Below are 22,102 nucleotides of genomic sequence, written 5' to 3' on the forward strand. Positions count from 1 at the left end.
TCAAGCCTGACGGCGCTCGCCCGTGCCGTACATGCGCTCGCAAAACGCCATGCTTGCCCCGAGCCGTCGTGAAAGATCGGACGCAGCCTGAAGTTGCGGCGCAATCAGCTCGCCTGTTTCGCGCGCCTCGTTCAAGCGCGAGGCCGGGCCGGACAGCGTCAACGCGGCCATGAATTCGGCATCGGGTCCGAAGACCGGCGTGGCGAATGCCGCCGTATGCACGTCCCGCGCCCCCGATGTGAAAAGCGGAAGCTGCGGCGGCTCGGAGAAGATGGGTTCGCGCAGTCCCCAGTAACGGATCACCTGGCCGATTGCGGTGTCGTCGAGCGGAAGCGATGTTCCCGCGAGCCGGGTCTCGCGCAGACCCTCCGACGGCTCCGCCCGGAACAGGCACAGACGCTGGTTTTTCTCGAGCACGTAATACGAGGCGCTTTCCTTCGTTTGCGCCGCGAGCGCGAAGAGTATCGGCTCGACCACTGACGACAGATGAAAAGACTGCTCATACAGCTTGCCCAGATAAAGCACGCGCGCGCCGAGTCCGTACATGCCGTCGTCGGAACGCACGACGTAACCCATGCGCTCGAGCGAGTTCATTAGCCGATAAACCGTCGTCTTGTGCATGCCCGACGCGCTTGCGAGCGCAGCAAGCGAGAGTTTCTCCTTGCCGAGCCTGAAGCAGTCGAGCAGGCCGAGCGCTCGTTCGACCGCGACCACACCGTCGTTTCCCATCGCATCCCCTTGACGTTCGTCGTTTCGATGCATTGTACACAGTAAAACGATGGTGCGCACCGTAAAAGGGTTAACGCTACTGGCTCGCACATCGAGCGCGCGTTAAAGTGGTTTCACTTAGTACACCACTGTTGCACACAGTACAACTCTCCCCTGAGGTTAGTCCATGAGCACCGACACGAATCAATCGATCATCCGCGACATCGACCGCGTTTCACCCGAACTCGTACAAGCCGCGGCGAAGTTCCAGGCCGCCATCCTCGCCGACGTCGCAGGCCGGCGCGGCACCGTGCACGGCCGCGTGAAGCCGCTGTCGCCGAAGATGAAAGTCGCGGGACCGGCGATCACCGTCGAGGTGCGACAAGGCGACAACCTCGCGATCCACGCCGCGCTGGCGGTCGCGAAGCCGGGCGATGTGATCGTCGTGGACGGCAAGGGCGACGTGAGCTGCGCGCTGCTCGGCGAGATCATGGCGACGCAGGCGAAAGTCAGCGGCATCGCGGGCATCGTCATCGACGCAGCGGTGCGCGACGCGCACGAACTCGCGAACGGCGACTATCCGATCTTCTCCGCCGGCCTGAATCCGTGCGGCCCGACAAAGAGCGTGGCCGGTCTCGTCAACCATCCGATTTCCGCTGGCGGCACGGCGGTCAATCCCGGCGATCTCGTGGTCGGCGATGCCGACGGCGTCGTCGTGATTCCGCGCGCCGATGTCGCGCGCATCGTCGAACTCGCGCAGAAGAAGCTGGATATGGAAACGGCGCGTATCGCGGCGATCCACAAGGGCGATGTGCGTCCGGGCTGGCTCGACAAGGAACTGCGCGCGGCGGGCATGCTGGCCGAAGGCGAGGTTCTGTAATGAACACGACTGCTCAGGAGCCCGTCGTTCTCGTCACGGCCGCCGATCTCGCGCCGCAAGCGCTCGACATGCTGCACGCGTTCAAGGTCGTGTTCGCCGGCAAGCAGCCGACCGAAGACGACATCGTCGCGCTGTGCGAGAAGACGAAGCCCGTCGCGATCATCGTCCGTTACGGCAAGATCAACGCGCGCATCATGGATGCAGCGGAAGACCTGCAGGTCATCTCGAAGCACGGCAGCGGCATCGACGTGATCGATCAGGAAGCCGCCGCCGCGCGCGGCATCGCGGTGCGCGCGGCAGTCGGCGCAAACGCGGCGGCGGTCGCGGAGCACGCGTGGGCGCTCATTCTTGCGTGCGCGAAGTCGGTGCCGCAGCTCGACGTTCGCATGCGCGCCGGCCACTGGGACAAGTCCACGCACAAGTCCTTCGAACTCGACGGCCGCACGCTTGGCGTGGTCGGGCTCGGTTCGATCGGGCGGCGCGTCGCGGCCATCGGCGTCGCGTTCGGCATGAACGTGCTCGCCTTCGATCCGTTCGCGAAGGAAGCGCCGCACGGCGTGACGCTCGCGTCGATGGACGACATCTACGCCGCGTCCGACGTGCTCTCGCTCAACTGCCCGCTGACGGACGAAAACCGCAACATGATCAATCGCGACACGCTTGCTTGCATGAAGCAGGGCGCGATTCTCGTGAACACCGCGCGCGGCGGGCTGATCGACGAAGCCGCGCTCGTCGAGGCGCTCGCGAGCGGCCGGTTGCGCTCGGCGGGCGTCGATAGCTTCGCGGTCGAGCCGATGACGCATCCGCACCCGTTCCAGTCCGTGCCGAATCTAGTTCTGTCGCCGCACGTCGGCGGCGTCAGCGAAGCGGCCTACGTGAACATGGGCAAGGGCGCTGCGGCCAACGTGCTCGCGGTCATCGAGGAAAACGCCCGCAAGGTGGCGTGACATTCGCAGGAATACTGAGCATGTTCTATCTCACGTCGCCCGACGTGCGCGAAGCGCAGGTGTTCACGCGCATGCCGGAGAAGTACCGCAAGGCGGATGTGCAAACGGATTGGGCACGCGCCAATCGCGGCGGCATGACCACCGATTCGTTTCTCGAAGGTCCTGTCTGGGACCCGCGCGGCCACCTTTACGTGACCGACATTCCTTACGGCCGCATCTTTCGCATTTCGCTTTCGGGCGAGTGGGATCTCGTCGCGCAGTACGACGGCGAGCCCAACGGGATGAAGCTGTTCGACGACGCTCACCTGCTCATCACCGACTATCGCAACGGCCTCATGTTGCTCGACATCGAGCGCGGGGAAGTGAAGCCTTACCTCGAGCGCCGCAACTCCGAGCGCTTCAAGGGCGTGAACGACCTGACCTTCGATTCGCACGGCAACCTGTATTTCACGGATCAGGGCCAGTCCGGCCTTCACGATCCGACAGGCCGCGTGTATCGGCTGTCGCCGGACGGCAAGCTCGACATGCTGCTCGGTAATTGCCCGAGCCCGAACGGACTCGTGCTGTCGCCCGACGAGAAGGTGCTTTACGTCGGCATGACGCGCGGCAACTGCGTGTGGCGCGTGCCGTTGCAGGCGGACGGCTCGGTCAGCAAGGTCGGGCAGTTCTTCACGTCCTACGGCCCGAGCGGTCCCGACGGTCTCACGATCGACTCGGATGGCCGGTTGTTCATCGCGAATCCGGGGCTTGGCCGCGTGTGGGTGCTCAATCGCCGCGCCGAGCCGGTCGAGATTCTGACCGCGCAGGAAGGCGTGTCGCTCACGAACCTGTGTTTCGGCGGCGCGGACATGAAGACGCTTTTCATGACCGAATCGACGAACGGTCTGGTGTTGAAGGCCGACATGAGCGTTTGCGGACCGCTTCCCAAGCAAGCAAAAAAACACTGAGGCTTTCTCGTCGACGGGCCATGCACGCCTGCGCGACGAGAAGTCGAGACATTGCGCCCAAGCAGCGCGATGGAGGAGCCACTCATGCAACTCTCGCAAACCATCGATGAAACCCGCAGCGCGCGTTCGAAGAACGCGGCGAGCGGGACCGTGCTCGCCAGCGAAGACTTCGCGGCCAGCGAACGCACGCTCGCGAAGGCGTTCCGGCGCATTCTTCCGTTCATCTTCCTCTGCTACGTCGTCAGCTATCTCGACCGGACGAATGTCGGCTTCGCCGCGCTGACGATGAACAAGGACCTCGGTCTCACAGGCGAGCAGTTCGGCCTGGCTGCCGGACTGTTCTCGATCGGCTACTTCCTGTTCGAGATTCCGAGCAATCTCATCATGCAGAAGGTCGGGGCGCGGGTCTGGATCGCGCGCATCATGATTACCTGGGGCGTGTGCTCGATGCTGACCGCGTTCGTCGTCGGCCCGAAGAGCTTCGCCGGCGCGCGGTTCCTGCTCGGCATCGCGGAAGCGGGATTCACGCCCGGCATCTATCTGTATTTCACGCACTGGTTTCCCGGCAATTGGCGCGCCAAGGTGACGGCCGCGTTCCTCGTCGGCATTCCCGTCGCGAACATGATCGGCTCGCCGATCTCCGGCGCGCTGCTTCAGTTGGGCGGATTGCACGGCCTGAAAAGCTGGCAATGGCTTCTGCTGATCGAAGGTCTGCCCGCCGTGCTGCTCGGCGTTGCGTGTCTCTTCATCCTCGCGGATCGTCCCGACAAGGCTAGCTGGCTCAGCGACGAGGAGAAGGCCACGCTCGCCCGGCGCCTCGCCGCGGAGCAGAAGGATATCGGCAGCAAGCACGGCAGCACGTTGCGCGACGCCATGACCAACTGGCGGGTGTTCGTGCTCGCGTTCATCAACTTCTGCGGGATCGTCGGATCGGTGGGCGTCGGCCTGTGGATGCCGCAGATCATCAAGCAGTTCGGCGTCACGCATTCGGTCGTCGGCTGGCTGACGGCGCTTCCTTACCTGATCGGCGCGTTCGCGATGCTGTGGTGGGCGCGCGTGGCGAACAAGGCGCAAAAGCGCGTGCCGTACGTCGCCGGCGCTTTGCTGGTCGCCGCCGCCGCGCTCGCATGCAGCGCGCTGACCGACGTGCCGCTCCTCAAGCTCATCGCCCTGTGTTTCACCGTCAGCGGAATTCTCGCGTTCCAGGCGACGTACTGGGCGATTCCCTCCAGCTTTCTCACCGGCCGCGCCGCGGCGGGCGGCCTCGCGCTCATCGTGTCTGTCGGCAATCTCGGCGGCTTCGCGGGACCGTCGATGATCGGCGCGCTCAAGCAGATGTCCGGCGGCTTCACGCTGCCGCTGCTGGCCGTGTCCGCCGTGCTGCTGATCGGCGCACTGACGATCGCATGGCTCGGCGATCCCGGCGCGAATGCCGGCGAAGCCAGCGCCGCGCGCAAGTCGTGAAAGGCTGCGACAACAAAATTCATAACCCTGTTCGGAGACGAAATGTCCGTGAAGAAGGCTCACAAGAAAGCCAAGCTTAGAACCGGTCTTGCGCTTGGGACGGTCGCAGTCGCAAGCATGACGTTCGCGTCCGGCGCGGCGCGCGCGCAAAGCAGCGTGACGCTGTACGGCATCGCCGATGTCGGCGTCGAGTATCTGAACAACACGAGTGCCGGCGGATCTCAGGTGAGAGAAGTGTCCGGCAATCTTTCCGGCTCACGCTGGGGCCTGAAGGGCGTCGAAGACATGGGCGGCGGGCTGAAGGCGCTGTTCAACCTCGAGGCCGGCTTCAATATCAACGACGGAACGAGCTCGCAGTCGACCCGCGGCCTCGGCACGAACCCGACGACGACCTCGCGCCTCTTCGGCCGGCAGGCGTGGGTCGGTCTCAGTTACAAAGGGCAGCAGTTGACGCTGGGTCGCCAGAACGCGCTGATCTACGAACAGTCGGTGACGTTCGATCCGATGGGCGTCTCGTCGCGGTATTCGGCGCTGTCGCTCGACTACGCGCTTGCCGCTCGCATCGACAATTCGGTGAAGTACACGGGCAAGTTCGGCCCGCTGACCGCGCAGGCGATGTACAGCACGCGCTACGACACGGGCTACGGTTCGGAAGTGCCGGGCGCGCTCATCACCGGCCGGTTCTTCAGCGGCGCGTTGACCTATGCGAGCGGCCCGATCGCGGCGACCGCCGTCTACGAACAGCGCAACAGCAACACGCTGACCACGAACACGAGCACCGAGCGCCGCGCGCTCGCCGCCGCGACGTACAGCTTCGGTCCGGTGACGGCTTATGCGGGCTACCGCTATCTGCGGGCATCGAACACATTCCTGCCGGCCAATCCGATCGCCGTCGCCAACGGTTCGGCCGCCAATGCCGCCAACCTGTACTGGCTCGGCGCGCAATATCTGATCACGCCGTCGTTTCAGCTGACTGCGGTCGGGTACTACCACGACGTTCATTCGACCGGCGCCGATCCGTGGCTGGCCGTCCTCAACGCCGACTACTTCCTGTCGAAGCGCACCGACCTGTACGCGACTGTCGGCTACGCGCACAACAAGGACAAGTCGGCGCTCGGCGTGAACGGCTACGGCACGGTCGCGCCCGGGTACAACCAGACCGGCGTCACAGTCGGCCTGCGCCAGAAGTTCTGACGAGGGAATCGCCGTGCAGATCGTCCATGCGCCTCATTTGCCCGTCCGCGAAGAATGGCTCGCGCGCCGTCAGGAGCCGATTCTGGAGCCGGATCTCCCCATCGTCGATGCGCATCATCATCTGTGGGACCGGCAGAGCGGGCGCTATCTGACCGACGAGTTCGCGCGCGATGTCGGCAGCGGGCATCGCATCGTAGCGAGCGTGTATGTGCAATGCCGCTCGATGCTGCGCGAGCACGGTCCCGCAGCGATGAAGCCGGTCGGCGAAGCGGAGTTCGCCAACGGCATCGCTGCGATGTTCGCAAGCGGGGCGTATGGACGGACGAGAGCCTGCGATGCAATCGTCGGCGGCGCGGATCTCGCGCTGGGCGATGCGGTCGCGCCCGTGCTCGAAGCGATGCTTCAGGTCACGGGCGGTCGTTTGCGCGGCATCCGCAATCCGCTGGCGTGGCATTCGAGCGCGGACGTGGTTTCGAGCCCGGTGACGCCGCCGCGCGATCTGATGGCGAACGCCGACTTCCGGCGAGGCGTGAAGACGCTGGCGCGCTACGGGCTGTCGCTGGACGCGTGGGTCTATCACACGCAACTCGCGGAGCTGTACGAACTCGCGCGCGCCGCGCCGGATGTGACCGTGGTCATCGATCACTTCGGCGGCCCGCTCGGCGTCGGACCGCACGCGAACAGCCGCGAGCAGGTCATCGCCGAATGGCGGCAGGGGCTCGCGCGGCTGGCGAGCCTGCCCAACACGCGCATGAAGCTCGGCGGCGCGGGCATGACCGTGTTCGGCTTCGGGTTCGGCTCCGGGTTCGGCTTCGCGTCGCGCGAAACGCCGCCTTCGTCGGAGGAACTCGCCGCTGCGTGGCGGCCTTACTTCGAGACCTGCATCGAACTGTTCGGCGCGAAGCGCTGCATGTTCGAGAGCAACTTCCCCGTGGACAAGGGCATGTTCAGCTACGGCGTGCTGTGGAACGCCTTCAAGCGGCTGGCGCAGTCATTGTCAGCGGATGAGAAATCCGCGCTATTCAGCGGCACCGCCGCGGCGACGTATTGCCTGCGGCTACCAGGAGACGAGTCATGAAAACCAGCGCGAGCCTTGCATCGGGCGCAATCGAGAGCGACGCCGAAGGGAAGCGTTACAAGGACATCACGCGCGCCGAATGGCGCTCGCTGTCGCTGGCGGGATTAGGCTGGACGTTCGAGAGCTATGACTCGTTCCTCCTCTCGCTTCTCCTGCCGACGCTTGCGCTGCAATTCGGTCTGTCGAAAGCCCAGCTCGGGCTTTTCACGAGCATCACGGCCGCCGGGCAGATTCTCGGCGGCATCCTGTTCGGCTACGTGTCCGACCGGCTGGGGCGCGTGCGCACGGCGCTGCTTTGCATCGGCATCTATTCGCTGTTCTCGGGGCTGCTCGCGTTTGCGCCGAACGAGCACTGGTTCGCGACGATCCGCTTCTTCGGCGCGCTCGGCATGGGCGGGACGTGGACGGCGGGCGCGGCGCTCATTGCCGAAACGTGGCACGCGAGCCGCCGCGGCAAGGGCGGCGCGCTGATGCAGATGGGACTGCCCATCGGCGCGATTCTCGCGATCACGATCTCGGGCATCGTGAGCGGCGTCAACGACGGTCTCGCGGGCCACGGATGGCGCGTGCTGTTCCTGATCGGCGCATTGCCGTTCTTCATCCTGTTCTTCGTCGCGCGCAAGACGCCCGAGTCGCCCATCTGGCTCGAACGCAAACGCGCGAGGGCGCAGGCAAAGACCGCTCCCGTCGATGCGAAGCTGAACGTCCGCGGTCTGCTCACTGCGTTCATGTTCATCTTCTTTCTGCAATACCTGTACTGGGGCGTGTTCACCTGGACGCCGACGTTCCTCGTCACGGTGAAGCAACTCGACTTCGTGCATAGCCTCAAGTTCGTGCTCGCGCTGCAATTCGGCGCAATCGCCGGCTTTCTGATGTTTTCCGCTTTCGTCGATCGCCTCGGCCGCCGGCCGATGTTCATGGCGTATCTGCTCGTCGGCGCGGCGGCGGTGTTCGGCTACATCCTGTCGTCGAATGCGCTCGTGCTGATGGTCGCCATCTTCTTCACGGGCTTCAGCGTGAACGGCATCTTCGCGGGCGCGGGACCGTTTCTCGCGGAAATCATCGGCAATACGGCATCGCGCGGCTTTCTCATGGGTCTCGCGTACAACGGCGGGCGGCTCGGCGGATTCATCGCGCCGCTCGTCATCGGGACACTCGCAACGACTGCGGGCGGCTTCGTGCTGGGCTTGTCGACGACCATCGTCGCGTTCATCGCCGCCGCGATCGTCGTGTTCTTCGCGCCCGAGACGCGCGGCAAGACGCTCGCATGACGACCGCCGCAAATCAGCCGGGATGGATCGGCAGGCTCTTTCCCGCCCTCAATGAAGCGTCGCTGCGGCGCTATCTGAGCGGGCAGGTCGCGTCGGTGCTGGGAAGCTGGACGCAGAACGTGACGCTGAACCTGCTCGTGTATCACCTGTCGGGTTCGGCGGCGATACTCGCGCTGCTCAACTTCCTGTTGTACGGGCCGCAACTGGTCGTCGCGCCCGTCGCCGGATCGCGCATTCGCGCGGAGAACGCGCGTCGCGTGACGCTGTGCGTGCTCACGGCGTCGCTCATTTTGACGGGCAGTCTCATCACGCTGTCCGCATTGCATCTGCTGAATGTGCCGCTGATTCTCGCGCATGCGCTGGCGATCGGCATTTCGAGTGCGATCGAAGTGCCCGCGCGTCAGGTGTTGCTGCTGACGAGCCTGCGCGATACGAGCCTCACATCGAACGCGGTCGCGATGAACACCATGGTCTATAACGTCGGCCGCATGGTCGGCCCGACGATTGCGGGATTCGTCTATCCGACGCTCGGCCCGCGCGCATCGTTTGCGATCTACGCGCTCGCGCTGTGTTTCATGGCGATATGCGTGCGGTCCATTCGACTGTCCACGGAGGCACGCGCCTCTCGCGCGGACAGCAGCTTGCGCGACGCCGTGGGCTATGTGATGTCGGACGCCTTTTCCGCGCGCTATCTGCCGATCCTCGCATGCATCGGCCTTTTCGCGGCGAGCTACCAGACGCTCGTGCCGCTTCTCGCGGACCACGCGTTCCACGACGCCGCGCGTTTCACCGGCGTGTTCTTCGCCTGCGCGGGCGCGGGTTCGCTGAGCTCGGCCGTGCTGCTTTCGTCGGCGCTGGGTCCGCGCGCGTCGGCGCGGTTTATCGCATGGGCGCCGTGGACCGCGATCATCGCGCTGATGGTGCTCGCCACGACGAGCGCGGTAGGCGCATCGATGCCCGCGTTCTACGCGCTGGGCTTCAGCCTCACATTCGCGGCGACATCGACGAACGCGACCATCCAGCGCCGCTGCCCCGAGCACGTTCGCGGGGGACTCGTCGGCATGTACGGCATGGCCTACAACGGGACGATGCCGTTCGGCTATCTGCTCGTCGGCACGATATCCGAGGCGCTCGGCGTGCGCCACACATTCGCGGCGATGGCGGTGGTGCTCGCGGTGGGCGTCCTGTCCATCGTCGCGTGGCAACGATTCAAACTACAGCGCGAAGGCGCATAAAGTCGGAGACGAACATGTCAATTGCAAGCACCACGACACTCGAGCGGCAGACGATGCGAAAGGTCATCTGGCGGCTGCTGCCGTTCCTGATGATCTGTTATCTGATGGCGTTCATCGATCGCGGCAACGTCGGCATGGCGTCGCTTCAGATGAATCACGACATCGGCATGTCCGCGAAGGTGTTCGGCTTCGGCGCGAGTCTGTTCTTCGTGTCCTACTTCATCTGCGAAGTGCCGAGCAACCTCGCGCTTGAGAAGTACGGCGCGCGCGTCTGGATCGCGCGGATCATGATTACGTGGGGACTGGTCTCGGCGGCGACGGCGCTCGTGCACAACGCCACGACGTTCTATATCCTGCGCTTCCTGCTCGGCGCGGCCGAAGCCGGCTTTGCGCCGGGCGTGCTGCTCTATCTGTCGTACTGGGTGCCGAAGGCGTATCGCGCGCGCGTCGTCGCGACCTTCATGGTGTCGATTCCGGCGGCGAGCTTCATCGGGTCGCCCATCTCCGCGCTCTTGCTGCAGATGGACGGCATTGCGGGTCTGCGCGGCTGGCACTGGCTCTTCATCCTCGAAGGGGTGCCGACGGTTCTGCTCGGCATCGCGTGCCTGTTCATGCTGACCGACAAGCCCGCCAAGGCGACGTGGCTGAACGAAGACGAGCGCGCGTGGCTGCTCGGCGCGCTCGCCGCGGAAAATGCGCAGCCGAAGAAGGTCGCGCCGATGCCGCTGACCAAGCTCTTTCGCAACCGCTATGTGCTGTGTCTCGCGCTCGTCGATACCTGTGCGTCCGCTGCGGGCAGCACGTTGTCGGTGTGGCAGCCGCAGTTGTTGAAGTCGTACGGCTTGACCGTGCTGCAGACGGGCATGCTGAACGCCGTGCCGTACGCGCTGGCGTCGATTCTGATGATCTTCTGGGGCCGTCATTCGGACCGCACGAAGGAGCATCGCTGGCATACCGTCGTGCCGATGCTCTTGATCGGCGGCGGTCTCTTCGCCACGTCGCTCAGCGGCTCGCTGGTGCCCACCGTGTGCATGCTGTGCTGCGTGCTCGTCGGCGCCTATGCGTTCAAGGGACCGTTCTGGGCGCTCGCATCGGACATGCTGTCGAGCAGCACGATCGCCGCGGGCTTGGCCACCGTCAATGCCATCGCGAACTTGCTGGGTGGCGGCCTGATGGTCAACGTCTACGGCTGGGTCAAGGCGGCGACGGGCAGCTATTCGCTCGCGCTCATGCCGCTCGGCATCCTGACGCTGGTCAGCGTCGCCACGCTGCTCCTTCTGACGCGCAAGGGTCAATCCGGGCGCATGGTCGGCAAGACGGAGGCGGCATGAGCAGCAAGGGTCTGTCGCGACGCGGCTTTCTGGAACTGGTTTGCGCGTCTCTCGCGACGGCCGCGCTGCCTCGCACGGCGGCGGCCGAGGAAACGTGGTCGAGCGGTTCGGAGCGACCGTCGTTCGCATTGCCGGAGCATGCCGTCGATTGTCACATGCATATCTATGACGATCGCTTTCCGGTGGCGCCCGGCACCAAACTGCGGCCGCCCAATGCAACGGTCGAGCAGTATCGGCAGTTGCAGACGCGGCTCGGGATACGGCGGAACGTCGTCGTGACGCCATCGACATACGGCACCGACAACCGATGCACCGTGGAAGCGTTGCAGCGCTTCGGCAACGACGCGCGCGGCATTGCGGTCGTCGATACGTCGGTGACCGATGAAGAGCTTCATGCGTTGAACGACGCCGGCGTGCGCGGCATTCGATTCAATCTGAGCTATCCCGGTGCGACGACGCTGGAGATGCTCGCGCCGCTGGCGAAGCGCATCGCTCCGATGGGATGGCATATCGAACTCGTCGTGCAAGGCGCAAAGCTGCCGCAACTGGAGGGGCACCTTGCGGCGCTGCCTTGCCCGCTCGTCATCGACCATATCGGGCACGTGCCGCAGCCCGGCGGAGCCGCCAGCGACGCGCTACGCACGGTGCAGCGTCTCGTCGAGAGGGGCAACACGTGGATCACGTTGTCCGGGCCGTACGTGGACAGCAAGACGGGCGCGCCCGGCTATGGAGACGTGGCGCCGGTCGCCAGGGCACTCATCGCCTTGGCCCCTGAGCGCATGCTATGGGGCACGGACTGGCCGCATCCGACGCAGACCTCGGGCAAGCCGGACGACGCCAGCCTGATCGATGTCATCGCGGGCTGGATCGACAGGCCGGAGTGGCAGCGGATGATATTCGTGACGAATCCGACGAGGCTTTACGGCTTCGATGCCGCGTAGGCGGTGGTCCATCTCGGAACGCTCATCCTGTTCCAGTCAGGCGAAGTCGGTCCCCGCAGATCGACGATCAACCAAAACAAAAGGGCACACGATCGCTCGCGTGCCCTTTCTTCCACGACGCCGCGCGTTACTTCACGCGCATGCCCGGCTTCGCGCCGCTATGCGGCTCCAGGATGTAGAGGCCCGGTTCGGCCTTTTCGTCCGTGGCGGACGCGGCGAGCACCATGCCTTCGGACATGCCGAACTTCATCTTGCGCGGCGCGAGATTGGCGACCATCACCGTCAGCTTGCCGACGAGGTCCTGCGGCTGATATGCCGACTTGATGCCCGAGAACACGTTACGCGTCTTCTCCTCGCCGATATCGAGCGTCAGTTGCAGCAGCTTGTCGGAGCCTTCCACTGCCTTGCAGTCGACGATCTTCGCGATGCGCAGATCGACCTTCGCGAAATCGTCGATGGAAATGACGCCGTTGTCCGGTTGCTTCGGCTCCTTCGTTGCCGCGGCCTTCGGCGCAGCTGCACTCGCTTCCGGCGCGGCCGGTTGCAGCGATTCGCGATTCGCCGCGAGCAGCGCCTCGATCTGCTTCGGATCGACGCGCGTGGTCAGATGCTTGTACGCGTTGATCGCATTCGCGGACGAGAGCGGGCGCTCGGCATCGGCCCACGCGAGCGGCGCGATGCCGAGGAACGCTTCCACGGATTCGACCAGCTTCGGCATCACAGGCTTCAGCGCCAGCGAGAGCAGGCGGAACGCTTCGAGGCTCACGCTGCACGTCTCATGCAGCGCGACCGCGTTCGCGGGATCTTTCGCCTGTTCCCACGGCTTCGCGGTATCGACGTACGCGTTGACGGCGTCGGCGAGTTCCATCGTCGTGCGCAGCGCGCGGCCGTATTCGCGCGATTCGTAGAACGCCGCGATCTGCGGAATGGCGCCGCGCAGTTGCGCGATAAGCGGATGCTGCATCGCGCTGTCCTGCACGCGGCCATCGAAGCGTTTGATGAGGAAGCCCGCCGCCCGGCTCGCGATGTTCACGTATTTGCCGACCAGATCGCTGTTCACGCGCGCCTGGAAGTCGTCGAGGTTGAGGTCGATGTCTTCCATCGTGCTGTTCAGCTTCGCCGCGAAGTAATAGCGCAGCCACTCCGGATTGATGCCCGTGTCGATCACGCTTTGCGCGGTGATGAAGGTGCCGCGCGACTTCGACATCTTCGCGCCGTCCACGGTCAGAAAGCCGTGCGCGAACACGTTCGTCGGCGTGCGGTGGCCGGAGAACTGGAGCATCGCGGGCCAGAACAGCGTGTGGAAATACAGAATGTCCTTGCCAATGAAGTGATACTGCTCGGCCTTCGAGCCGGGCTTCACCCAGCCGTCGAAATCCACGCCGATGCGATCCGCCAGATTCTTGAAGCTCGCGTAATAGCCGACGGGCGCGTCCACCCACACGTAGAAATACTTGCCCGGCGCGCCGGGAATCTCGAAGCCGAAATACGGTGCGTCGCGCGAAATGTCCCAGTCGGCGAGCTTGGCTTCGCCCTTGTCGCCGAGCCATTCGCGCATCTTGTTGGTCGCTTCGGCTTGCGCGAGTCCGCCGACCCAGCCGCGCAGGAAGTCTTCGCAACGCGGATCGGACAGGCGGAAGAAGTAATGCGTCGACGTCTTGCGGATGGGCGTCGCGCCCGACACCACCGAATACGGATTGATGAGCTCGGTCGGCTGATACGTGGAGCCGCAGACTTCGCAGTTGTCGCCGTATTGGTCTTTCGCGCCGCACTTCGGGCACTCGCCCTTGATGAAGCGGTCCGGCAGGAACATTTCCTTGACCGGATCGTAGGCTTGTTCGATATCGCGGGCTTCGATCAGGCCGGCTTGCTGGAGCGCGGTATAGATGGAGTCGCACAGCACGCGGTTTTCTTCGGCGTCGGTCGAATAGTAGTTGTCGAACGAGATGCCGAAGCTGTCGAAATCGCGCTTGTGCTCCTTCCAGACGCGCTCGATCAGCGCTTTCGGCGTGATGCCTTCCTTTTCGGCGCGCAGCATGATGGGCGTGCCGTGCGTGTCGTCGGCGCCGACGTAGTAGACCTCGTGGCCGTGCATGCGCAGCGTCCGCACCCAGATGTCGGTCTGGATGTACTCGACCATGTGGCCGATATGAATCTGGCCGTTCGCATACGGAAGCGCGGACGTGACGAGAATCTGGCGGCGGCCGCCTTCGTTGGCCGAAGCGGCGGACGCGGTGGCGGAAATCGGTGCTGACGATGCTGACATGGAGGCGCGGCCCGAAGGAGTGCTGGAAGCGGGTGAAAAGGGGAATGTCGATTTTAGCAGGGCGGGCGGGCAGGACGCGCGGCTGCGGCTTGCGCCGGGCAAATCAACCCGCCAGGTGAAGCGCGCTACGCATCACGACAAAATGCAACACAAATGTTGTGCTATGGTTGATCGAGCGAGGCGAAAGACGCTGTACTGTGACTCCGGCACTGCAGGAGGCATATGAAGTACAGCGAGTTCAAAAGGTGGCTGCGCCAGCAAGGAGCCGAGTTCAAGCCGGCGAAAGGAAGCCATTTTCGCGTGACCTTGCATGGAAGAACGACGATTTTCCCCGACCATGGAAGCAGGGAAATCGGTACCAAGCTAGTCGAACAGATCAAGAAACAATTGGGATTGAAGTGAAAGAAAGTCTCATGCACGTGGGAGCTGACACAGTCATGTTGTCCTATCCAGTCAACCTGGAGCTCGATACGAACAACAGCTACCTGGTGACGTTCCCCGACATTCCGGAAGCGGTGTCGGTAGGCGACGATAAAGAGGAGGCGCTCTTGAATGCGCTGGATGCGCTCGAAAGCGCCATCGAGATCTACTTCAATGAGAAACGCGAATTGCCGCCTCCGTCGAAGCCGCGCAAGGGCCAGGCCGTCGTTACGTTGCCGGCGCTCGTCGTCTCGAAGGTTCTACTGGCTAACGAAATGGTGCGGCAAGGCGTGCGAAAGTCGGAGCTCGCGCGTCGGCTCAATGTTCACATGCCGCAGGTGGACCGGCTGCTGAATCCGCGTCATCCGTCAAAACTCGACGCTATCGAAGCCGCATTGAAATCGCTGGGCAAGCGCCTCAGCATTTCTCTCGCGTAGGGGCGGCCTGCGCGCGAAACGGCGATATTTGCGCCGCCCAAAAAAAACCGGGGTCCAATCGGGCCCCGGAGCAACAACGACAAGAGGAGAATGGCAGGCGATGGCCCAGCCATCCACCCACCATAACGACAGACAAGCGGCACGCCGGCAAGTTTCAAAAATTTTTCACTCGCGTCTGAAACGGTGCCGGATCAAGCGCCCGTCGCCTTTCCCCTGTTAGTCAGGTCTTACTGAACCTGACCCGGCTGCGCCGTCGCGCGCAGATAGATTTCCACGCGACGATTCTGCGCGCGGCCGGCTTCTGTCGAGTTGTCGGCGATCGGCTGGTTCTGGCCCATGCCCTGCGCCGACAGACGCTGCGCCGCGACGCCGTGGCTCGAAATATACGACGCCACGCTCTGCGCGCGGTTCTGCGACAGCGTCTGGTTGTACGCGGCCGTGCCGGTGTTGTCCGTATGGCCGACGACGCTCGCGATCAGTTCAGGATGCTGCTGCAACGTTTGCGTGACCGAGTTCAAAACCGGGTCGAACGACGGCTTGATCGCGTAGCTGTTGGTATCGAACGAGATGGAATTCGGGATGTTGACCTTCAGCGAGCCGTCCTGCTGCTCGGTCACCTGCGTGCCGGTGCCCTTCGAGTCGCCGGAAATCTTGTTGCGGATGGCCTGCCAGTTGTAGCCGGTGATGCCGCCGACCGCCGCGCCCGTGGCCGCGCCGATCGCCGCGCCCTTGCCGCCGCCGAAAATCGCGCCAATGCCCGCGCCCGTGGCCGCGCCGACGCCCGTGCCGACCGCCGCGTTGGTGCCTTGCTGCGACGCGCAGCCTGCGACGAGCGCGCCCGCGACGGCGAACACGGACAAACGGGTCAACATCTTCATCTTCATCTTGATCTCCTTAATTCAACAAGCGATTCGACGCGCACGCGCCGACAGTGCGAAAGGGTCTTCGGACGGGCTTTCGGACGAGCCTCTACAATATTGAGAAACGTCCGTTTTCCCGCGGCGATACGTCCCCGGAAAACGACAGCAGCGGCATAGTGCAGCGCGAAGCAAGTCGCGCGCAACGGCGCTAACAATTACTTGCAATTTCATCAGTTTGTTGCACGGCGACGCACGGCAGCAACCCTCGTTCCACGGAGTATCAATGAGCATTGACCGCGCGCAGATCGACACTGCACTCGCTAACCTGACCGACCCCAACACCAATCGCAAGTTCGTCGACACCAAGAGCATCCGCAACGTATCGGTCGAAGGCGGAAAGGTGTCGGTAAGCGTCGTGCTGGGCTATCCGGCCAAGACGCAGTTCGCGTTGATCGGCAAACTCGTCGAGGACGCGCTGCGTCAGGTGCCAGGCGTCACCGATACCGCCGTCGACGTTTCTTCGCAAGTGGTCGCGCATGCGGTGCAGCGCGGCGTGAAGCTGTTGCCCAACGTCAAGAACATCATCGCGGTGGCGTCGGGCAAGGGCGGCGTCGGCAAGAGCACGACGGCCGCGAATCTCGCGCTCGCGCTCGCGGCGGAAGGCGCATCGGTCGGCATGCTCGACGCCGACATCTACGGCCCCTCGCTGCCGATGATGCTCGGCATTTCCGGCCGGCCGGAATCGCCCGACAATCAGTCGATGAATCCGCTGACCGGCCACGGCATTCAGGCAAACTCGATCGGCTTTCTGATCGAGCAGGACAACCCGATGGTGTGGCGCGGCCCGATGGTCACGTCCGCGCTCGAACAACTGCTGCGCCAGACGAACTGGAAGGATCTCGACTACCTCGTCGTCGACATGCCGCCGGGCACGGGCGACATCCAGCTCACGCTGTCGCAGAAGGTGCCGGTGACGGGCGCGGTGATCGTGACGACGCCGCAGGACATCGCGCTGCTCGACGCAAAGAAGGGCCTGAAGATGTTCGAGAAGGTCGGCATTCCGATTCTCGGCATCGTCGAAAACATGAGCACGCATATCTGCTCGAACTGCGGCCATGAAGAGCACATCTTCGGCGCGGGCGGCGGCGAGCGCATGGCGAAGGAATACGGCGTGCAGATTCTCGGTTCGCTGCCGCTCGACATTTCCATCCGCGAGCGCACCGACGCCGGCCAGCCGACGGTCGTATCGCAGCCGGAAAGCAGGATTGCGGAGACGTATCGCGCGATTGCGCGGCGCGTCGCGATTTCGGTGGCCGAGCGTCAGCGCGACATGACTTCGAAGTTCCCGAGCATCGTCGTGCAGAACACCTGATCCGCCGCAAAGCGGCCCTCTCGCGCGAGCCTTGTGCGGCGCGGCTCGCGGTATCATGTCGCCTTCGAGACGCGGCAGCGTCGACGCAACGGGTGTCGGCGGGCCGCCGAGAGGATCGCATGAGAGACAGAGTCAACGGGCGGACGCGCTCCGCCTGGTTCGCCTTGTTCGCCGTGGCCGCGGCGGTGTGCAGCGTGCTGCTCGGCGGCTGCGGCATCATCTTCCAGAATCACGAGAAACGCGCGGACGCCACGCTGACGCCCACGCCCGGCAACACCGCGCGCGGCACGGTGACGCTCATCGAGCGCGCCGACGGCGTGCAGATTTCGTACAACCTCGTCGACATGCCGCCCAACAGCGACCACGCGCTGCAAGTCCACGAACGCGGCGACTGTATCGCGGTGAACGGGGACGCGAGCCCGGTCTTCGCGCTGCCCTCCGACCGCGGGCGCGCCGGCAGCCGGCTGGAAGGCGAACTCGGCAACATTCACGCCGACGCCACGGGCGCGGCCACCGGCTTCATCGTGGCGACGGACGTGTCGCTCGACGGCGTGCGCTCGGTCATCTCCCGCGCGATCATGCTGCACCGCGAAGCGGCCGACCCCTACGCGCTGAGTCCGCACAACGTGGGTCCGACGCTTGCGTGCGGCGTCATCAGGCGATAACGGCATCGTCCGAACGGCCGATCTCGCGGCGGGCGTCGTTCCGCGTAAAATACGCGCTTCCATTTTCGTCTGGCCGCACGAGGCCATGCGCCGTTTCACCGCAGGCCTGCGGTCCCGCCAAGTGCGCGACTTCACGCCGCAACGTTGGGTACGTCCCCTATGAGCATCAAGTCCGACAAGTGGATTCGGCGCATGGCCGAAGAGCACAAGATGATCGAGCCGTTCGTGCGCGATCAGGTGCGCGTGGCCGAGGACGGCCGCAAGATCGTGAGCTACGGCACGTCGAGCTACGGCTACGACATTCGCGTGGCCGACGAATTCAAGATCTTCACGAACATCAACTCGACCATCGTCGATCCGAAGGCGTTCGACGAGAAATCGTTCGTGGACTTCAAGGGCGATGTCTGCATCATTCCGCCGAATTCCTTCGCGCTCGCGCGCACGGTCGAATATTTCCGCATTCCGCGCTCGTGCCTGACCGTGTGTCTCGGCAAGTCGACTTACGCGCGCTGCGGGATCATCGTGAACGTCACGCCGTTCGAGCCGGAGTGGGAAGGCTACGTGACGCTCGAATTCTCGAATACGACACCATTGCCCGCCAAAATCTACGCGAACGAAGGCGTCGCGCAGGTTCTCTTCTTCGAAAGCGACGAGATCTGCGAGACGTCCTACGCCGACCGCGGCGGCAAGTATCAAGGGCAGCACGGCGTGACGCTGCCGAAAACCTGATCGCCCCGCGTCCCTAGAACCGCACACGGCACGCGCTTGTCGAAGGACCGCTGGCTCCGGGAAAAAGTCTCGGGCAGCGGTCGTTCCATTTGGAGATTCGCCTCATGAAGTTCCGCTTCCCCGTCGTCATCATCGACGAAGACTTTCGCTCCGAGAACATTTCGGGTTCCGGCATTCGCGCGCTGGCCGAGGCGATCGAGGGCGAAGGCGCCGAAGTGCTCGGTCTCACGAGCTACGGCGATCTCGCCGCCTTCGCGCAGCAGTCGAGCCGCGCGTCGTGCTTCATTCTGTCGATCGACGACGACGAGCTGCTGCCTTACGCCGACAATGTCGTCGTGGAAGGCGACACGCCCGAACTCGCGTCGGCCATCGTCGCGTTGCGCGCGTTCATCAACGCCGTGCGCCGCCGCAACGCCGACATCCCGATCTTCCTGTACGGCGAAACGCGCACCTCGCGGCACTTGCCGAACGACATCCTGCGCGAGCTGCACGGCTTCATCCACATGTTCGAGGACACGCCGGAGTTCGTCGCGCGTCACGTCATTCGCGAAGCCAAGGTGTATCTCGATTCGCTCGCGCCGCCGTTCTTCAAGGAACTGGTGCAGTACGCGGAAGAGGGCTCGTATTCGTGGCACTGTCCCGGGCACTCGGGCGGCGTCGCGTTCCTGAAGAATCCGCTCGGGCAGATGTTCCATCAGTTCTTCGGCGAGAACATGCTGCGCGCGGACGTGTGCAACGCGGTCGATGAACTCGGCCAGCTGCTCGATCACACCGGGCCGGTCGCGGCCTCCGAGCGCAACGCGGCGCGCATCTTCAGCGCGGATCATCTCTTTTTCGTGACCAACGGCACGTCCACGTCGAACAAGATCGTGTGGCACGCGACGGTCGCGCCGGGCGATATCGTGCTCGTGGACCGCAACTGCCACAAGTCGATCCTGCACGCCATCACGATGACGGGCGCGATTCCGGTGTTCCTCACGCCGACGCGCAATCATTTCGGCATCATCGGGCCGATTCCGCGCGACGAGTTCAAGCCCGAGAACATTCGCCGCAAGATCGAAGCGAATCCGTTCGCACGCGAGGCGCTCGCGAAGAACCCGAAGGTCAAGCCGCGCATCCTGACCATCACGCAGAGCACGTACGACGGCGTGATCTATAACGTCGAGATGATCAAGGACCTACTCGGCGACATGCTCGACACGCTGCATTTCGACGAAGCGTGGCTGCCGCACGCCGAGTTCCACTCGTTCTATCAGGACATGCACGCGATCGGCGCGGGCCGGCCGCGCACCGGCGCGCTCGTGTTCGCCACCCACTCCACGCACAAGCTGCTCGCCGGCATTTCGCAGGCATCGCAGATTCTCGTGCAGGACAGCGAGAACAGCACGTTCGACCGCCATCGTTTCAACGAGGCGTATCTGATGCACACGTCGACGAGCCCGCAATACGCGATCATCGCGTCGTGCGACGTGGCCGCCGCGATGATGGAAGCGCCGGGCGGCCCGGCGCTCGTGGAAGAGTCGATTGCCGAGGCGCTCGATTTCCGCCGCGCGATGCGCAAGGTCGATGCCGAATACGGCGACGACTGGTTCTTCAAGGTCTGGGGCCCGGACGCGCTGGCCGAAGAGGGCATCGGCGACCGCGAGGACTGGATGCTGAAGCCGAACGACCGCTGGCACGGCTTCGGCGCGCTCGCCGAGAACTTCAACATGCTCGACCCCATCAAGGCGACGATCATCACGCCGGGGCTGGACGTGGACGGCGAATTCGGCGAGACGGGCATTCCGGCCGCCATCGTGACGAAGTATCTGGCCGAGCACGGCATCATCGTAGAGAAGACGGGGCTGTACTCGTTCTTCATCATGTTCACGATCGGCATTACGAAGGGCCGCTGGAACTCGATGGTCACCGAGCTTCAGCAGTTCAAGGACGACTACGACAACAATCAGCCGCTGTGGCGCGTGCTGCCCGAGTTCATCGCGCAGCATCCGTCGTACGAGCGCATCGGCCTGCGCGATCTGTGCGAGCAGATCCACAGCGTCTATCGCGCGAACGACATCGCGCGGCTCACGACCGAGATGTATCTGTCGAGCATGGAGCCCGCGATGAAGCCGTCGGAAGCCTATGCGAAGCTCGTGCACCGCGAAATCGACCGCGTGCCGATCGACGAACTCGAAGGACGCGTGACGAGCATTCTGCTGACGCCGTATCCCCCGGGCATTCCGTTGCTGATTCCGGGCGAGCGCTTCAACCGCACGATCGTCGATTACCTGCGCTTCGCGCGTGAGTTCAACGAGCGCTTCCCGGGCTTCCACACGGATATTCACGGGCTCGTCGGTGAAATGATCAACGGGCGCATCGAGTATTTCGTCGATTGCGTGCGTGATTGATATCGCGTGATTCGCTGCTGCAAAAGACAAACGGCCCTTCATCGAAAGGCCGTTTGTCGTTTTAGGAAGCGCGAAGCGCTTAAATCAGGCCTTCCGCCTTCATCGCCGCCTGCACCGCCGGACGCGCCGCGACGCGCGCCTGATACGCGGTCAACGCCGGCCACTTGTTCAGATCGAGGTCGATGAACGGCGCCCAGCCGAGCACGGTGAAGAGATAAGCGTCGCCGATGCCGTATTCGTCGCCCAGCAGATACTGCTTGTCGTCGATATGCTTCGCCACGTACGCGAGACGGCGCTCCAGATTGGCCATTGCGGCGGCTTTCCACTCGCTCGTCCCAGCCGGGCTGAAGAACGGCGTGAAATTCTTGTGCAATTCCGTGCCGATGAACGTCAGCCAGCCTTGCAGACGATAGCGCGCCATCGCGTCGGCGAGCGGCGCGAGATGCTTGGCCGGCGCCTGATCCGCGATGTACTGCATGATCGCCGGGCCTTCGGTCAGCAGTTCGCCGTTGTCGAGCTGAAGCGCGGGCACGTAGCCTTTCGGGTTGATCGCCATGAAATCGGCGCCGCTTGCGGTGACTTTCGTCTTCAGGTCGACGGCTTCGATTTCGTACGGCAGACCGGATTCTTCGAGGACGATATGCGAGGCAAGCGAGCACGCGCCGGCTTTGTAGAACAGTTTCATTCAAATCTCCAAAGTGCAACGCGCGCCATTATGAACGATTCGGACGAGGGCGCGGCGCGAGCGATCGCTTCTGATAATCGGAGATCAATTTGCCGCAGCCGTGAATAGGACAAATCGTGTGTTGCTTCGAGCTGTTCACGACCATGCTGTTGAACAATAGCAAAGCAGAGAGGTCATCATGAGCGGCAGGCCAGCATTCGGGAGCGCATGGATCGCATTCACCCGTGTACACGTGAGCGTGGCGGATGTCGGAGGGCACGTCACTCTGTGGAACGGCGCTGC

At 63.9% G+C, this 22,102-nt stretch carries 20 protein-coding genes; 16 read left to right on the forward strand and 4 right to left on the reverse strand.

Annotated features, from left to right (window positions below; translation table 11 throughout):
* A complete protein-coding gene (locus LDZ24_RS03090) occupies positions 1 to 729 on the reverse strand; it encodes an IclR family transcriptional regulator (protein WP_206470315.1) in 729 nt (242 codons plus the stop codon).
* 166 nt (positions 730 to 895) lie between these two features.
* Here LDZ24_RS03090 and LDZ24_RS03095 point away from each other — a divergent pair, with 166 nt between their 5' ends.
* The 10 genes from LDZ24_RS03095 (at position 896) to LDZ24_RS03140 (ending at position 11,996) form a co-directional block, all read left to right on the forward strand.
* Positions 896 to 1,588 (forward strand): RraA family protein, encoded by a 693-nt coding sequence (locus LDZ24_RS03095; RefSeq protein ID WP_248321519.1) that lies wholly within the window; start codon positions 896 to 898, stop codon positions 1,586 to 1,588.
* Positions 1,588 to 2,535 (forward strand): hydroxyacid dehydrogenase, encoded by a 948-nt coding sequence (locus LDZ24_RS03100; protein WP_248321521.1) that lies wholly within the window; start codon positions 1,588 to 1,590, stop codon positions 2,533 to 2,535. Before LDZ24_RS03095 ends, LDZ24_RS03100 begins: the two co-directional genes overlap by 1 nt.
* Positions 2,536 to 2,555: 20 nt before the next feature.
* Positions 2,556 to 3,482 carry an SMP-30/gluconolactonase/LRE family protein gene (locus LDZ24_RS03105; protein WP_248321523.1) on the forward strand — a complete coding sequence of 309 codons (927 nt, stop codon included), beginning with the start codon at positions 2,556 to 2,558 and terminating at the stop codon, positions 3,480 to 3,482.
* Between the two features lie 84 nt (positions 3,483 to 3,566).
* Positions 3,567 to 4,946, forward strand: coding sequence for an MFS transporter (locus LDZ24_RS03110; protein ID WP_248321525.1), 1,380 nt, complete (start codon positions 3,567 to 3,569; stop codon positions 4,944 to 4,946).
* A 42-nt stretch (positions 4,947 to 4,988) separates the two neighbouring features.
* Positions 4,989 to 6,140, forward strand: coding sequence for a porin (locus tag LDZ24_RS03115; protein ID WP_371747381.1), 1,152 nt, complete (start codon positions 4,989 to 4,991; stop codon positions 6,138 to 6,140).
* A gap of 13 nt (positions 6,141 to 6,153) precedes the next feature.
* The gene (locus tag LDZ24_RS03120) at positions 6,154 to 7,218 is read left to right on the forward strand and encodes an amidohydrolase (RefSeq protein WP_248321529.1); all 1,065 of its coding nucleotides are present in this window, start codon (positions 6,154 to 6,156) and stop codon (positions 7,216 to 7,218) included.
* Positions 7,215 to 8,489 (forward strand): MFS transporter, encoded by a 1,275-nt coding sequence (locus LDZ24_RS03125; protein ID WP_248321531.1) that lies wholly within the window; start codon positions 7,215 to 7,217, stop codon positions 8,487 to 8,489. The genes LDZ24_RS03120 and LDZ24_RS03125 overlap by 4 nt, the downstream gene beginning before the upstream one ends.
* Complete coding sequence (locus tag LDZ24_RS03130) at positions 8,486 to 9,724, forward strand: MFS transporter (RefSeq protein WP_248321533.1); 1,239 nt, start codon at positions 8,486 to 8,488, stop codon at positions 9,722 to 9,724. Before LDZ24_RS03125 ends, LDZ24_RS03130 begins: the two co-directional genes overlap by 4 nt.
* A 14-nt stretch (positions 9,725 to 9,738) precedes the next feature.
* A complete protein-coding gene (locus LDZ24_RS03135; protein ID WP_248321535.1) occupies positions 9,739 to 11,055 on the forward strand; it encodes an MFS transporter in 1,317 nt (438 codons plus the stop codon).
* Positions 11,052 to 11,996 carry an amidohydrolase gene (locus LDZ24_RS03140; RefSeq protein WP_248321537.1) on the forward strand — a complete coding sequence of 315 codons (945 nt, stop codon included), beginning with the start codon at positions 11,052 to 11,054 and terminating at the stop codon, positions 11,994 to 11,996. Before LDZ24_RS03135 ends, LDZ24_RS03140 begins: the two co-directional genes overlap by 4 nt.
* A gap of 127 nt (positions 11,997 to 12,123) precedes the next feature.
* Here LDZ24_RS03140 and metG read toward each other — a convergent pair whose 3' ends face one another.
* Entirely contained in the window at positions 12,124 to 14,262 is a 2,139-nt protein-coding gene (metG, locus tag LDZ24_RS03145; protein ID WP_248321538.1) for a methionine--tRNA ligase, read from the reverse strand.
* A gap of 222 nt (positions 14,263 to 14,484) precedes the next feature.
* On the opposite strand from metG, the gene LDZ24_RS03150 reads away from it, so the two are divergent.
* Positions 14,485 to 14,664 carry a type II toxin-antitoxin system HicA family toxin gene (locus LDZ24_RS03150; protein WP_248321540.1) on the forward strand — a complete coding sequence of 60 codons (180 nt, stop codon included), beginning with the start codon at positions 14,485 to 14,487 and terminating at the stop codon, positions 14,662 to 14,664.
* A 35-nt stretch (positions 14,665 to 14,699) separates the two neighbouring features.
* Positions 14,700 to 15,119, forward strand: coding sequence for a type II toxin-antitoxin system HicB family antitoxin (locus LDZ24_RS03155; RefSeq protein ID WP_248321542.1), 420 nt, complete (start codon positions 14,700 to 14,702; stop codon positions 15,117 to 15,119).
* A gap of 227 nt (positions 15,120 to 15,346) precedes the next feature.
* Here the strand turns inward: LDZ24_RS03155 and LDZ24_RS03160 are convergent, their stop codons facing one another.
* Complete coding sequence (locus LDZ24_RS03160) at positions 15,347 to 16,003, reverse strand: OmpA family protein (protein WP_248321544.1); 657 nt, start codon at positions 16,001 to 16,003, stop codon at positions 15,347 to 15,349.
* Positions 16,004 to 16,262: 259 nt separating this feature from the next.
* Here LDZ24_RS03160 and apbC point away from each other — a divergent pair, with 259 nt between their 5' ends.
* The 4 genes from apbC (at position 16,263) to LDZ24_RS03180 (ending at position 21,135) form a co-directional block, all read left to right on the forward strand.
* On the forward strand, positions 16,263 to 17,351 hold the full coding sequence (apbC, locus tag LDZ24_RS03165; protein WP_175939706.1) for an iron-sulfur cluster carrier protein ApbC: 1,089 nt from the start codon (positions 16,263 to 16,265) through the stop codon (positions 17,349 to 17,351).
* A gap of 119 nt (positions 17,352 to 17,470) precedes the next feature.
* Complete coding sequence (locus tag LDZ24_RS03170) at positions 17,471 to 18,016, forward strand: superoxide dismutase family protein (RefSeq protein WP_175939707.1); 546 nt, start codon at positions 17,471 to 17,473, stop codon at positions 18,014 to 18,016.
* Between the two features lie 159 nt (positions 18,017 to 18,175).
* Positions 18,176 to 18,745 (forward strand): dCTP deaminase, encoded by a 570-nt coding sequence (gene dcd, locus LDZ24_RS03175; protein WP_014190693.1) that lies wholly within the window; start codon positions 18,176 to 18,178, stop codon positions 18,743 to 18,745.
* Positions 18,746 to 18,849: 104 nt separating this feature from the next.
* A complete protein-coding gene (locus LDZ24_RS03180) occupies positions 18,850 to 21,135 on the forward strand; it encodes an arginine/lysine/ornithine decarboxylase (protein WP_175939708.1) in 2,286 nt (761 codons plus the stop codon).
* 79 nt (positions 21,136 to 21,214) lie between these two features.
* Here the strand turns inward: LDZ24_RS03180 and gstA are convergent, their stop codons facing one another.
* Entirely contained in the window at positions 21,215 to 21,820 is a 606-nt protein-coding gene (gene gstA, locus LDZ24_RS03185; protein WP_248321546.1) for a glutathione transferase GstA, read from the reverse strand.
* Positions 21,821 to 22,102: the final 282 nt, after the last annotated feature.

It is taken from the genome of Caballeronia sp. Sq4a (genome assembly GCF_023170545.1).
Lineage (GTDB): Bacteria > Pseudomonadota > Gammaproteobacteria > Burkholderiales > Burkholderiaceae > Caballeronia.

Bases quoted from the DNA above. Each gene is read 5' to 3' on its own strand.
- LDZ24_RS03090 (WP_206470315.1), bottom strand. From the start codon at position 729: ATGGGAAACGACGGTGTGGTCGCGGTCGAACGAGCGCTCGGCCTGCTC.
- LDZ24_RS03095 (WP_248321519.1), top strand. From the start codon at position 896: ATGAGCACCGACACGAATCAATCGATCATCCGCGACATCGACCGCGTT.
- LDZ24_RS03100 (WP_248321521.1), top strand. From the start codon at position 1,588: ATGAACACGACTGCTCAGGAGCCCGTCGTTCTCGTCACGGCCGCCGAT.
- LDZ24_RS03105 (WP_248321523.1), top strand. From the start codon at position 2,556: ATGTTCTATCTCACGTCGCCCGACGTGCGCGAAGCGCAGGTGTTCACG.
- LDZ24_RS03110 (WP_248321525.1), top strand. From the start codon at position 3,567: ATGCAACTCTCGCAAACCATCGATGAAACCCGCAGCGCGCGTTCGAAG.
- LDZ24_RS03115 (WP_371747381.1), top strand. From the start codon at position 4,989: ATGTCCGTGAAGAAGGCTCACAAGAAAGCCAAGCTTAGAACCGGTCTT.
- LDZ24_RS03125 (WP_248321531.1), top strand. From the start codon at position 7,215: ATGAAAACCAGCGCGAGCCTTGCATCGGGCGCAATCGAGAGCGACGCC.
- LDZ24_RS03130 (WP_248321533.1), top strand. From the start codon at position 8,486: ATGACGACCGCCGCAAATCAGCCGGGATGGATCGGCAGGCTCTTTCCC.
- LDZ24_RS03135 (WP_248321535.1), top strand. From the start codon at position 9,739: ATGTCAATTGCAAGCACCACGACACTCGAGCGGCAGACGATGCGAAAG.
- LDZ24_RS03140 (WP_248321537.1), top strand. From the start codon at position 11,052: ATGAGCAGCAAGGGTCTGTCGCGACGCGGCTTTCTGGAACTGGTTTGC.
- metG (WP_248321538.1), bottom strand. From the start codon at position 14,262: ATGTCAGCATCGTCAGCACCGATTTCCGCCACCGCGTCCGCCGCTTCG.
- LDZ24_RS03150 (WP_248321540.1), top strand. From the start codon at position 14,485: ATGAAGTACAGCGAGTTCAAAAGGTGGCTGCGCCAGCAAGGAGCCGAG.
- LDZ24_RS03155 (WP_248321542.1), top strand. From the start codon at position 14,700: ATGTTGTCCTATCCAGTCAACCTGGAGCTCGATACGAACAACAGCTAC.
- LDZ24_RS03160 (WP_248321544.1), bottom strand. From the start codon at position 16,003: ATGAAGATGAAGATGTTGACCCGTTTGTCCGTGTTCGCCGTCGCGGGC.
- apbC (WP_175939706.1), top strand. From the start codon at position 16,263: ATGAGCATTGACCGCGCGCAGATCGACACTGCACTCGCTAACCTGACC.
- LDZ24_RS03170 (WP_175939707.1), top strand. From the start codon at position 17,471: ATGAGAGACAGAGTCAACGGGCGGACGCGCTCCGCCTGGTTCGCCTTG.
- dcd (WP_014190693.1), top strand. From the start codon at position 18,176: ATGAGCATCAAGTCCGACAAGTGGATTCGGCGCATGGCCGAAGAGCAC.
- LDZ24_RS03180 (WP_175939708.1), top strand. From the start codon at position 18,850: ATGAAGTTCCGCTTCCCCGTCGTCATCATCGACGAAGACTTTCGCTCC.
- gstA (WP_248321546.1), bottom strand. From the start codon at position 21,820: ATGAAACTGTTCTACAAAGCCGGCGCGTGCTCGCTTGCCTCGCATATC.